Origin of the sequence: Mobiluncus porci (assembly GCF_009695935.1) — a bacterium.
Taxonomy (GTDB): Bacteria; Actinomycetota; Actinomycetes; order Actinomycetales; family Actinomycetaceae; genus Mobiluncus; species Mobiluncus porci.
Map to the genome: position 1 here is coordinate 74,574 of NZ_VUMY01000012.1, position 12,369 is coordinate 86,942.

The following is a 12,369-nucleotide window of genomic DNA, read 5'->3' on the forward strand; positions in this document are numbered from 1 at the left end:
AAAGTTTAGGACGGAAAGGAAAACCACAATGCGTTGGATAGTAGTGGGTGCGAACGGGATGCTCGGCCAGGATTTGGTGGAGATGCTCGAGAAGAAAGGCGAGGAGGTGCGCACCTATGACCGGCCGGAGATCGATTTGACCGTGGAGGCTTCGGTGCGCGAGCGCGTCAAAGACGCCGATGTGGTGGTGAACTGCGCGGCCTACACCGCGGTCGATGCCGCAGAAGAAGACGAACGGGCCGCCTTCAACGTCAATGCCACTGCCGTCGAATACCTTGCGGTAGTTTGCCGCGAAATTGGGGCGCGCTTGGTACATATTTCTACCGATTACATCTTTGATGAACCAGCCGACCGGCCGACTCCTTGCGCCGAAGACGACCTACCTGCGCCCGCCGGAGCCTACGGGCGCACCAAGCTCGCCGGTGAATGGGCGTTGCGGGCTTTGGGCGAGGATTACCTGATTGTGCGCACTGCTTGGCTCTACGGAGCGAAAGGCAACTGTTTCCCGAAGACCATGGCGCGTCTTGCCGGTGAACACGACCGGCTCACCGTGGTTGCCGACCAGTTCGGACAGCCAACTTGGACCCGCGATTTGGCCGACCTGGTTTGGCGACTGGTTGAGGCGAAGGCACCGGTAGGGATTTACCACGGGACCTCAGAGGGCAAGACCAACTGGCACGGTTTCACCCAGGCGATTGTGCGGTCTTTGGGTAAGGATCCCAAGATGGTCGCGCCGGTCACAACCGCGGAGTTCCCGCGCCCCGCGCCCCGTCCGGCTTTCTCGGTTTTGGGGCATGACAGGTTGCGAGCCATCGGAGTGGAGCCGATTGGCGCTTGGGAGGAACGCTGGGAAGTGGCCACCCCGGAGGTCCTCGCCGATTATTTCTAAACCTATTGACCAGGTTGGCTTGGCTAGGTAGACTAGGATTATGATTCAGATGAATATGCAAGAGGCCAAAACGAACCTCTCCAAGCTCGTCGCCGCAGCCGTTGCCGGGGAGGAAGTCATTATTGCCCGTGACGGGAAACCGACGGTATCACTTACTTCTCTCGTAAAACCACCGAAAAAAGAGCCCATTAAGTTTGGCGGTGTCGAGGGTTGGGTCGCTGATGATTTCGATGACCCGCTTCCGGAAGAGGAGTTGGCATTGTGGGAATGAGGATGCTGCTTGATACTAATGTATTTATTTGGATGATGACTCAACCAGATAAACTCTCTCACACGGCACGAACTTTGATGGAAGATCCAGATAACGAGCGCCTCGTGAGCGCAATTTCTGCTTATGAAATTTCCCAGAAGACCCACTATAAAAAAATGGAAATTCCGGGATTCCCGGTGGATTGGGAATCGTGGCTGGAACGATTTAATGTGACGATACTACCTTTGACCGATGATCACGGAATTACTGCCGGGACTTTGGAATGGGACAACCGCGACCCCTTTGACCGGATGCTGGTCGCCCAAGCCTATCTTGAACAAATCCCCTTCGTCACTGCCGACAAGCGGATTCTTTCGCTGCCCTTGCTGCAGAGGATTAATGCCGCGGGCTAGCCTCGCAACCGAAACGTAATGCTAACTCTCCATCGCGGCCCGGACGTGGTTAATCATTTCCAAGCGGCGAGTCACGCTGGCAGCTTTCGGGGCTTGGACTTTGACTCCGGCATAAAGTGCCTCCCCTTGAGTCGCGCGGTAGCAGGAGCGAACCCGGTCGGCGCTCATCCAGCTCAAAGGTTCGTCTACGTCGAGCGGCAGGTGGGCATCTCCCCAGTTCGGGCCATATTGAGTTTCCCCCTCGCCCGCGCCGGAGAACATCAGCCCCCCGAGAAGACCTGCGTCAACCAGGGACTTGACGTGCGCTTCGGGAGTGGCGGGGTCGTGAGTCTCGACAACGCTACGCCCCCAGTTCAAGGAAATCTTCACTCCCACTTCCTGCGCCACCGCCATTTCGGCTTCTAGGGGCAAGAACCGTTTTTCGCCGGGAAACTTATCGTTAGCGGCGTCGCAATGCTCGATTACCGGAGTAATCCCGACCGCGCGGATCTGGGGGACGAGCGTCCGGAGGCTTTCAGCAAAGGCCTCCTGGCCCGCTGCTCCTACCGGCGCGGAATGCAGTTCCAGGAAACTCACCAGGGGCTTGCCAGCGAACTTGTTCAGCGCACTAATCTCCGCTAGCACCTGGGTGTAAGTCTCGAGGGCGCGTTTCCGTCCCGCTTCGTCAGTGCTGGCGAGGCCGAAAACGGGGTCTTTCGCGCAGGTTTGCATCATCGTGCCGATGGCGGTGACGACGTTTTGGGTCAGGCCGTTGTCAGCAAGCTGCGTTGCCAACCACGGCAAATCCGAGTGGAGACCAAAAACATAGGGGATCTCGAGGCCGTCCCAGCCGTCTTGGCCGAGTTCCCGATAGAATTCTTCTTGGGAGGGGACCTCCGCCGGCAAGGCCGCGTACGCCCCGACGATTCGCAACTTGCTCATTATGGCTCCAACAATCCCAACAGATAGTTCCCGTAGCCGGATTTCACGAGTGGCTCGGCGACCCTTGCTAGGTCTTCGTCGGTCAGGAAACCGCGACGCCAGGCCGCTTCTTCGGGACAGCCGACCTTCAAGTCTTGGCGTTTCTCCACGGTCCTCACGAAGGCCGTCGCGTCCGCGAGCGAATCGAAAGTGCCGGTATCAAGCCAGGCCGTTCCGCGGGGCAGCACCTCGACCTGGAGTTTTCCGGCTTCCAGGTAGTGGCGGTTGACGTCGGTGATTTCATACTCTCCGCGGGCGCTCGGCTGGAGGTTCTTCGCGATCTCCACCACGTTGTTGTCGTAGAAGTACAACCCCGGCACAGCATAATTCGACTTCGGGTGTTCCGGTTTTTCTTCAATCGAGAGCGCTTTGAAGTTCTCGTCGAATTCCACCACGCCGTAGGCCTTCGGATTGTGGACGTGATAGGCGAAGACCGCGCCGCCGTTGATGCCTTTGAAACGCTGGAGCTGGTCGCCCATGCCGGGGCCGTAGAAGATATTGTCGCCGAGCACGAGCGCGGCATCTTCGCTACCGATGAAGTCCGCGCCCAAGACAAAAGCCTGGGCGAGCCCGTTGGGGACCTCTTGAACCACGTATTCGAGATTGATTCCGAACTGGGAACCGTCGCCGAGGAGCCGGTGGAAGGCCGGAGCATCATGCGGGGTAGTGATGACGAGAATGTCCCTGATTCCCGCGAGAATCAGCGTCGTGAGCGGATAGTAAACCATAGGTTTGTCATAGACGGGCACGAGCTGCTTCGAGGTGCCTTGGGTGATGGGATGCAAACGAGTGCCGGAACCGCCGGCGAGAATAATTCCACGCATGGCTACCACCATACCAATCCTTGCGGGGCGTAGTTAGGTAAACTACCAAATTATTTGGCTAAACCTCGTCATTAAAGGCAGGTTGTAGATAAAATTGAACAACAGTTTAAGGAGGCCTCATGGAACTGATTAGTGGAGTGAAAAAACCCTATGTTTGGGGGTCTGACACCGCGATTCAAGAGCATTTCGGGATTGGCGATGAAGGTGAAACCTTAGCGGAAGTCTGGTTTGGGGCCCACCACCTTTCTCCTTCGCGGCTAGTTTCCGATGAATCCGAGGATCCGATTTCTTTGGAGGATTGGATTGCAGCCGATCCGGAAGGAACCCTGGGAGCCTCGGTAGTGGAGCGTTTTGGGCCGCGGCTGCCCTACTTGATGAAACTCATCGCTCCCAAGCGCCCCTTGTCGTTGCAGGTGCATCCGGATCGGGATCGGGCGCAGGTGATGTTTGAGGCCGAGGAACTGGCGGGGATTCCTTTAGACGCGCCGGAACGGATGTATAAAGACCCGAACTATAAGCCGGAAATTATTTATGCTTTGACGAAATTCGAGGCCTTGGGCGGTTTCCGAGCTCCGCGGCGGATTGTGGAGATTTTTTCGGATTTGGACACGGAACTGGCGATCCAGATTGTGTCGATGCTGCGGGCTAAGCCTTCTCCGGAGGGGATTCGTCAAGTAGTTGACCGTTTGTTGAGCCCCCAAACCACTCCCGCACCCGCCCAAGTTGAGGCCACGGCCGCGGCCATGAGCGATCGCCTTCAAGCCGGAATCTCGCCGTCAGTAAGGGTGGACCGGATTGTGACGAGCCTCGCGAGGATGTATCCGGGGGATGCTGGTGCGGTGGTTGCCGCCATGTTGAATCCGGTGACTTTGCGCCCCGGAGAGGTGCTATTTACCCCGCCGGGTGGGATTCACGCCTATATTTCGGGGCTAGGCGTGGAGATTATGGCTTCCTCGGATAACGTGTTGCGGGCAGGGCTCACCGAGAAACATGTGGATTGCCAGGAGTTGTTGAACTGTCTGGATTATGTGGCGGCTCCGCCGGTTCGTATCGCGCCGGAATGGGTCACTGATGCCACCCAGGTCTTTTACGCGCCGGTGGATGACTTTGAACTCTCGGTGACGCGCTTGGGAGACCCGCAACCCATCCCGGGACACGGCGGGCGCATCGTGCTCTGCATCGAAGGCGAGGCCTTCTTAAGTGACAGCGAAACGTCTCAGATGCGCCTTACTCCAGGTCAGGCCGTGTTCGTGCGGGCGGATAAGATGCCGCTCTATGCCTCCGGCACGGGAGTGATTATGCAATCCGATATTCCGTAGTTCGGCGGGCGGCCTTATCGTTCTTGTGTCAAGGCCTTGACACAAGAACAGCACTCGCGCTAACCTTGTATCAAGGCATTGATACAAGGAGTGGTTGCGATGTTTTCACTAACAGTTGCCGTATTTGCAGTTTTCCCCCTGCTGATGGCCCTGTTTGCCATCTGGTTTTCGACCCGCGTTCCCCGTCGCGAGCTCAAGGCCGCCGCCGATGCCTATCCCGAACTTGGTGAGTTTAGTCGTAAAATCTATCGCTCGCGCTTCTGGAACCTCTTGGTTGCTATATTTCTTGCCTGGGCGATATCCAATTTCGACAATCTGGGTCGTGGGCTGGTGGTGGCACCGTATGGCTTGGGATTGTGCATGCTTCTCTATATCTTCTATGTCGAAGTCAGATACTACAAAGCTGCACGAACTCCAGGGGTGGCGAGTCTGGAAAGTCGCGAATTGCGGCGGTATCTCCCGATCTATTACGCCTTGGCAACTTTCACCAGCGTGACTGCCCTGCTCGTTTTGTTCAGTATTGGTAATGTGCAAGGGGTGGAGGACGACCAGGGCCGAGTTGGTCGCGCAATAAGTGGCGTTTGCGCCGACGGCACAACGACTCTCGCCAGTCCGTTCCCCGGCTGGTATTACACCCTCCCCTCTATGGTCGGGCTGTTTGCCCTCTTGCTGGCTTACGCGTTCGTCACTTGGTTTATTGCCAAGCGTCCTCGCAACGGATCGGATGCGCGGCTGGTCGAAATTGACGATGCGCTGCGTCGGGTAGCAACCGAGGGGGCGGTGAGTTCGCTGGCGGTGGGACTCGGGATGAACCTGGTTATTCTGAGCGCAATGGGTGTGCAAGCCGTCGGTGCTGATTGCGTAAATGATGCCGATAACTTCGTGTGGTTGATTGCCGTTTATGGCGCGGCGATCTTCCTGGGATTGAGTCTCGCGGCAGTTGGGATTACGCGTTACCTCGTCCCTCTGAGTGCCGAGTTCGGGGCGCTGCCTGACGAGGTGAAACCTGACACAACCGACGGGGAGAAACCATGAGTGTCGCCCTGAAGATTGACCCGGAGGACACGGCTCCTCCTTATGAGCAACTGCGCGCCCAGATCGAGGCGGCAATCATTTCCGGAGCCCTGGAAGGCGGGACGAAACTTCCCACCGTGCGTCAACTGGCCGCTGACCTCGAAGTGGCTCCCGGCACAGTGATGAGGGCTTACGCAATGCTCTCGGAAAGCGGGCTGGTGGAGTCTAGGCGTGGTCGCGGTTCGGTGGTGGCTCTCGGGGTAGCGAATGCTCGCCTTGCGGGGGTCGCGGTTGGTGAACTCGCCACGGAGTATGTCCGCAAGGCGCGGTTGCTCGGCGCTCCCGACTCCGAAATCCTGGGACATGTGGAAAACTCCCTGAAGGCTGAGGGCGCTTAAGTGCAGCAACGAAACTCTGTCTAGCTTTGGTGACGTGCCAATCTCGGAACTTGAGATTTGTTTTTCCACCCGCAGTCACACGTTTTCCACAGATATTATCCACAGGGTGTGGAAACCGGAAGTGTGCTCGAAGCGTTGCCTTCCTTAGGGGGCGTATAGACCTAAAACGGGTTTTGTGGCAAACGTTCCATAGGCGTGTCGAGTAACTGTGAGGTAAATCACAAACTTGTTTCAACTGGGAAATTGAGCGGTTTTCCCCGTATTCAGGCAGAATCTTTCGCCCAAACCGCTTGTGAACCGGAATCACAAACGTGTAACTTTGGAATAACGGTTTTCCGAAAACAAATCAGCAAAAGTTGGCAAGAGTGAGGTGTAAAGGTATGTGGAATCTTTTTGGTGAGGGATCACTGGATTACGCCGATACCCCCTCAACTTTGGAGGATATCCTCAACGGGCCCCTAGCCTGGCAAGCCCAAGCGCTTTGCGCCCAGACAGACCCGGAAGCCTTCTTTCCCGAAAAGGGTGGCTCCACCCGCGAAGCCAAGGCAGTTTGTGCCCAATGCGAGGTTCGCGCGGAATGCTTGGAATACGCCCTCCAAAATGACGAACGCTTCGGAATCTGGGGCGGGCTTTCCGAAAGAGAGCGGCGTCGCTACAAGCGTCGGGTCTCCTAAGGCTGCCAATCCCGTCTGCGCCGCCACCGAAAACCCCGTGTATTGCTGTGATTTGTTTCAAACCTCCCGAATTCAGCCAGCCACCCAAGAAACTCGCGAACTAAAACGTTAACCTTAACCTTGTGCCACTAACAGTTACCGCTCTCGTCGTCACCTCCGGGGAAACTCCCTACCTGGCGGCCACTTTGCTGGCGGTATCACGACAAACCTTGCGTCCCAAAGAGGTTTTCGTCATTGACGTATCGCGGTCTGGAGTCGCGCATCGGCAAGGCACCGAGGTCCTTACCGCCCCCGGAGCCTCCAACCTCGGAGCGGCCCTGGAAATCGCGCGGCAATCCCCGGACTTCCCCCGACTCGAAAGTGAAGCGGCAGTGTGGCTCCTCCACGATGATTCGGCTCCCGCCCCGACTTGCCTCGAAGAGCAAGTAAAGGTGTATTCCGCTAGTGAAAACACCAAGGTGGTGGGCGCCAAACAGCGGGTCTGGGACAAAGCGGCGCAACTCCTCGAAGTGGGAATTCGCGCTACCGGCACCGGTCGGCGACTCCAGGAAATGGACGCGGGGGAGATTGACCAGGGGCAATACGACAACCGCACTGATGTCCTCGGGGTGGGAACCGCGGCGATGCTTCTCGATTGGGACACTTACCTCGAACTAGAGGGATTCAATCCGGCTCTTGGACCCTTCGGTGACGGCCTGGAATTTTCGCGGCGCGTACATCTCGCCGGCTACCGCGTCCAAGTAGCGCCGAAAGCCGTGGTTTACCACAAACTGGCCGGATATTACGGTCTTCGAGGCCCAGATGGGGGACGTCCCACGCGAGCTTCCCGCCTGGCTGGCGGAGCCGGTTCGACGCGCGGCTCGGTCGGCGCCCGGGAGGCCTTGCGTCCAGAACCAAAGCGTTCCTTTGCGGCACGTCGCATTTCCCAGTTGCACAACTGGATGGTCGCAGCCCCGTGGTGGCAGTTTATCTTACTGCCAGCGGTGGTGATTCTCTTGGGAGCCATTCGCGTATTGTGGCGTATCGTCACCAAAGAGCCCAAACTTGCGGGGGCAGAAATCAAAGCGACGTTGGTGACCGTTTTCCAACCGCTTTCCGTGTGGAAGGCCCGCCGGAAGCGCTTGCGTCATCAAAAGGTTCCCACGCGAACGCTGAAACCTCTCCAAATCAAAGGTTCCCGTATCTGGCAGGCGAAAGCTACCCAGCGAAAAATCGCGAAAGACCAACGTAAACCCTTGATTAGGGACCACACCGCGCGGATTAACTACGCGGCGGAGAAGAACCTCGATTTGGCTTTGGCCTCGTCTATAGCCCTGGTTCTGGGCGGTATTTCCGTCCTGACCGCTCGTTTTGCCATCTCCGGAGTCATGGGCGGAGCCATCCCGAGTCTCCCCGCTGCGGGCTCGACTTTTTGGCATACCCTCGTTTCCGGCTGGCTCCCCTCCGGTCTCGGTTATGGTTCCCAGATCCTAGCCGCGGATCCCCTGGGGCTACTCCTGGGGATTCTCAGCCAAGCGACCGGCGCTCTTGGGCTCAAAGCCCCGCTGGTCCTAAGCGTTCTCGGATTCTTGACCCTGCCACTAGCATGGCTGACAGCCTGGTGGGCAAGCGGAGCCCTCACCTCCTCACGCCCCCTGCGAGCCACCGTGGCGCTGTCTTGGGCGCTCTCCCCGAATCTTCTGGCTAGCCTCGGGGCAGGTCAGGTTCCGGTGTGGATTCTCGCCTGGACGATTCCCCTCTTTGCTGGTTCCCTGGCTCGTGCTTGCGGAAAAGACCAGACCCGCACCGTACTGGGGGACGGGAACGAGCCGGTGACAATCACCATCCATTCCGCGCCGATTATTCAAACCGGTGTCGCCGCTCTCACCGGATTTATCGCCGTCGCAGCGAACCAAATTTTGATAGTGCCACTGCTGGTGCTGTTGGCTTTGGGACTCATCAAAGGGTTCGCCGTGACTGCTCCCGAAAACGAGGATTCCCACCGTGACGCTTCGAATTTCGACTCGACCGGTTTGTCCCGCAAAACCCGCCTCACTATCCGCCACGCCCTCATCATTGTGGCGCCCTCATTGTGGCTGGTGCTTCCCAATTTGATTCGAACATTGGGGCATCCGACCCAGTGGCCCTTGTGGATCTCAACCCTGGGAGTGCCCCAAAATGGAACCCCCCCGAACTGGTGGGATCTCCTCACCGGATGGCCCCTGGCCATGCGAACCATGCAGCTTCCACTACATATTCCCGCCTGGCAATGGCTCGCCATCCTTCCCGTCACGCTTACCCTCCTCTTGGTCTTGGCGAGTATCGTGCTCCCCAGTCGGCAAACCGCCCCCCACTTAGCCGGTTTCGTGGCTCTCCTGGGCCTCGCTATCGCATGGTTGTCCTCCGTCACCCCGGTCGCTATCGCGCAAGGGACCCCCGTGACGGCTTGGGCCGGTCCGGGACTCGCCGTGTACCACGCGAGCCTCCTCGTGGCCGCGGTGATGTTCCTGACAAGATTCCAGGTAGAAAACCCCTTCGAAATCGCGAGCTGGAGCGAGAAAACCCTCCACGCTTTGCTAGCGGTAGCAGTCTTGATTCCGGTGGTGGGAGTGGCTCCGGGGATTGCCAGCGAGATTGTGGCCCCCACAAAAAGTAGTTTCCAGCAAACCCGTGCGTTTAGCGAAGAAATGCTTCCCGCCACGATTGCTAATGGACAGGCCGGAACGAAACAGTGGCGTGGCTTGAATCTCTCCGTGCGTCCGGCCCCGAATCAGTCCACTCTCGTGGATGCCACTTTGTGGCGGGGGTGGCGCGACACGGTCTATGAGGCCTCGCCGTGGGTGAAGATGAAGAACTATCAAAATGTTGCCGGAACTCGCTCCCCGGACGCGGCCGATGCGGCACTGGCCCGCGCGGTGGCGGCGCTTCTGGGCGGTTCTACGCCGGATCTCACGGAACAACTGGCGAGCCTGAACGTGAACTATGTGGTGGTAGAAAACACCAAAGACGGCTCCACCACCAGCCTCATTAACGCTTTGGATTCGGCCGAGGGATTGGAAAGAGTTACCAAAACGAAGGCGGGAACCGTGTGGCGTTTAGCGGATGAGGCGGTTCCGGCAGGGCTTCTTCGGGTGGCTGAGGCTAAATGGAGCGGGGGTCGCCCCAACTGGCCGACTCGCGATGCCAGGGCCATCGCTTTGGATATCTCGCCCGCAGGGAGGGCCAAGCTCCCGGCAGGAGATGCGGGAAGGCTTTTGGCGATTTCGGAGCGGCTGGATCCCAGTTTCACGATTCGGGTTGGTGGAAAACCCTTGGAAGTGGTGGAAAACGGACAGTGGAATGGTCTCTATAAACTTCCCGCCGGTGAGGGGGAGCTTACAGTTTCCCATGCCTACCTGCCGCATCAACTTTGGGGAGGGGTTCTCCTGGGGTTCCTCTTTATTGCTTTCGCAGCAGCACTGCCGCTACGGAGAGTCTCGGAGGTGAGTTTGTGAAATCGTCTCGGAAACGTCGTGGGGAAGGCAAGGAGTCAGCGGAGAGCTCTCGGGAGCGCGCGAACTTTTCTGCCAAACGCGCCCAAGAAATCGCTAGTCAGACCTCGAGACCGGCTCCTCAGGAGAGACCGGCTTCTCGGCGGGCGAGCTTGGAGACTGTGGGGATCGGGCTGCGCTGGCTGCTCTCGACCCTGGTGGTGCTGGCTCTAGCAGCGGCTTTAGTGTTTTATGCGCTGCAACATCCGGCTTTGAAGAAGGGATTTAGCTACGGTGAGCCCGTTCCGGTTCCGGCTGGAGAAGTGACTTTGGCGTGCCCGCAAGTGCCACCCACAGTTAATCCCGCGGCGGTTGATGGGGCGGGGAATCCGCTTCCTCCTCCGCAAATTGCTGGCTCCGTGACGGCCACAGTTTTAGCGAGAACCGGCAAAGTTCCGGTGGATGCGGTCTATGCTCCACTGGGATCTACCGGAAAAAAGACTGCCCCGACTCAGTCACCCGAGGCTGCGGCCTCGCCTGAGGTTGCGGCTTCACCCGAGGCCGCGACGACTCCAAGCCCCAGCGAGGATCCGAACGCGGACGTGGAGCTGCGCCCCAAATCCGCCATGCTCCAGGCGGAACTCCCCAAGCCGGTGTCTGGGTTTTTGCGAGCCGCCCCTTGGGAAAAACAGGTGGCTTTAGCGGCGGCTGACATTGAACAGTCGGTTTCCTCCGGAGACTACCGCGGCTTAGCGACCGCGACCTGCCAAACCGCGGGGCTCGATAGCTGGCTAGTGGGCGGTTCGACCACTCCGGGAAATTCCACCGTCTTGCAGTTGATGAATCCCTCCGCGAACTCGGTTGATGCCAAAGTAGAGATTTGGGGAGACACCGGAAAACTGGAGTTCCCGCGGGGTGAAAAGATTACTGTCAGCCCGAAAGACCAGGTTTCTATCCCCCTGGAATCCCAAGCTCCCGACGTGCAAAGCCTCGTGGTACACGTCACTTCCTCGGGCGCCGGCGTAGCGGCTTCGCTGATGACCCACAGTCTTCAGGGCCTCACTGCCGGAGGCGTTTCCCTGGTACATGTTTCCGCCCCAATGGCGCAAACCCAGGTGATTCCAGGAGTGGCGATGAATGCGGATCTGGGAGCGGTGCGGATTCTCAATCCGGGGGAGGAACCGACCCGCGCCTCTATTGAGGTTGTCAATGAAAACGGTCGTTTCCCGCTTCCGGGAGGAACCGAGGTCACTTTGGATCCGCAAGCGGTTTTCGACTTTACTTTGGGCGGTTTACAAGCCGGCAACTATGCCGTTATCGTGAAGGCCAACGCTCCGATTGTGGCTGGAGCCGTGGTGTATCGTCACGGCGGTGAATCCGCTACGGATCAAGGGAAATTCGTGCGGGATCACGCCTGGCTTCCCGCCTTGGAACCTGGCGGGGGAGTGGTGTTGGGTCCGGCAGCAATCGAGCGCCAACTCTTGGTGACAAATCTCACGGAAGAAACCAAGGAATTCAAAGTTGGCGGGGAAACCCACGTTGTGAACGCGGGGACCACGATTGTTCTTCCTCTGACCGCCGAGGTGGCGCGACTCGTGGAGGCTCCAGAACTCTATGTCACCCAGGTTCTCACCACGAATCTCGGCGACGGGCTCGGCATCGATGCCCTCGAACCCGCCCCGGATTTGGCGGCTTCCCGTCAGGTTTACGTTCACCTTGGCAATTAGTCCTTCGACATTTTAAGCCGCTGGCGCGGCTTTCAAGGTGCTTCGCCTAAAACGTTCCACTGGAACGTTTTTTAACGGCTTCGCGCTGTGACGCGGCGCTGGTGCGGCTTTGCCGCGGCGCCGCGCCCGTCAGGTTTACGTTCACCTTGGCAATTAGTCCTTCGACATTTTAAGCCGCTGGCGCGGCTTTCAAGGTGCTTCGCCTAAAACGTTCCACTGGAACGTTTTTTAACGGCTTCGCGCTGTGACGCGGCGCTGGTGCGGCTTTGCCGCGGCGCCGCGCCCGTCAGGTTTACGTTCACCTTGGCAATTAGTCCTTCGACAATTTAAGCCGCTGGCGCGGCTTTCAAGGTGCTTCGCCTAAAACGTTCCACTGGAACGTTTTTTAACGGCTTCGCGCTGTGACGCGGCGCTGGTGCGGCTTTGCCGCGGCGCCGCGCCCGTCAGGTTTA

Annotated in this window: 11 protein-coding genes; 9 read left to right on the forward strand and 2 right to left on the reverse strand. The window is 58.4% G+C overall.

Annotation, left to right across the window (positions count from 1 at the left end):
• The first annotated feature begins 28 nt into the window (after positions 1-28).
• Genes rfbD through FYJ63_RS07510 form a run of 3 tightly spaced genes read left to right on the forward strand, consistent with a single transcriptional unit; the run spans position 29 to position 1,552 of the window.
• Complete coding sequence (gene rfbD, locus FYJ63_RS07500) at positions 29-889, forward strand: dTDP-4-dehydrorhamnose reductase (RefSeq protein WP_154545327.1); 861 nt, start codon at positions 29-31, stop codon at positions 887-889.
• A 40-nt stretch (positions 890-929) separates the two neighbouring features.
• Complete coding sequence (locus FYJ63_RS07505; RefSeq protein ID WP_154545329.1) at positions 930-1,160, forward strand: type II toxin-antitoxin system Phd/YefM family antitoxin; 231 nt, start codon at positions 930-932, stop codon at positions 1,158-1,160.
• A 2-nt stretch (positions 1,161-1,162) separates the two neighbouring features.
• The gene (locus FYJ63_RS07510; RefSeq protein WP_229770058.1) at positions 1,163-1,552 is read left to right on the forward strand and encodes a type II toxin-antitoxin system VapC family toxin; all 390 of its coding nucleotides are present in this window, start codon (positions 1,163-1,165) and stop codon (positions 1,550-1,552) included.
• Between the two features lie 21 nt (positions 1,553-1,573).
• Here FYJ63_RS07510 and FYJ63_RS07515 read toward each other — a convergent pair whose 3' ends face one another.
• Positions 1,574-2,473, reverse strand: coding sequence for a DUF4862 family protein (locus FYJ63_RS07515; RefSeq protein ID WP_154545333.1), 900 nt, complete (start codon positions 2,471-2,473; stop codon positions 1,574-1,576).
• Positions 2,473-3,336: a glucose-1-phosphate thymidylyltransferase RfbA gene (rfbA, locus tag FYJ63_RS07520; protein ID WP_154545335.1), complete on the reverse strand. Its 864-nt coding sequence runs from the start codon at positions 3,334-3,336 to the stop codon at positions 2,473-2,475. The genes FYJ63_RS07515 and rfbA overlap by 1 nt, the downstream gene beginning before the upstream one ends.
• A 119-nt stretch (positions 3,337-3,455) precedes the next feature.
• Here rfbA and manA point away from each other — a divergent pair, with 119 nt between their 5' ends.
• The 6 genes from manA (at position 3,456) to FYJ63_RS07550 (ending at position 11,917) form a co-directional block, all read left to right on the forward strand.
• A complete protein-coding gene (gene manA / locus FYJ63_RS07525; RefSeq protein WP_154545337.1) occupies positions 3,456-4,655 on the forward strand; it encodes a mannose-6-phosphate isomerase, class I in 1,200 nt (399 codons plus the stop codon).
• A gap of 99 nt (positions 4,656-4,754) precedes the next feature.
• The gene (locus FYJ63_RS07530) at positions 4,755-5,690 is read left to right on the forward strand and encodes a hypothetical protein (RefSeq protein ID WP_154545339.1); all 936 of its coding nucleotides are present in this window, start codon (positions 4,755-4,757) and stop codon (positions 5,688-5,690) included.
• Positions 5,687-6,067: a GntR family transcriptional regulator gene (locus tag FYJ63_RS07535; RefSeq protein ID WP_154545341.1), complete on the forward strand. Its 381-nt coding sequence runs from the start codon at positions 5,687-5,689 to the stop codon at positions 6,065-6,067. The genes FYJ63_RS07530 and FYJ63_RS07535 overlap by 4 nt, the downstream gene beginning before the upstream one ends.
• Before the next feature lie 380 nt (positions 6,068-6,447).
• Positions 6,448-6,741 (forward strand): WhiB family transcriptional regulator, encoded by a 294-nt coding sequence (locus FYJ63_RS07540; RefSeq protein ID WP_154545343.1) that lies wholly within the window; start codon positions 6,448-6,450, stop codon positions 6,739-6,741.
• A gap of 122 nt (positions 6,742-6,863) precedes the next feature.
• A complete protein-coding gene (locus tag FYJ63_RS07545; RefSeq protein WP_338106876.1) occupies positions 6,864-10,214 on the forward strand; it encodes a glycosyltransferase in 3,351 nt (1,116 codons plus the stop codon).
• Positions 10,211-11,917, forward strand: a complete 1,707-nt coding sequence (locus tag FYJ63_RS07550) for a DUF5719 family protein (protein WP_338106877.1) — start codon at positions 10,211-10,213, stop codon at positions 11,915-11,917. The genes FYJ63_RS07545 and FYJ63_RS07550 overlap by 4 nt, the downstream gene beginning before the upstream one ends.
• Positions 11,918-12,369 lie beyond the last annotated feature (452 nt).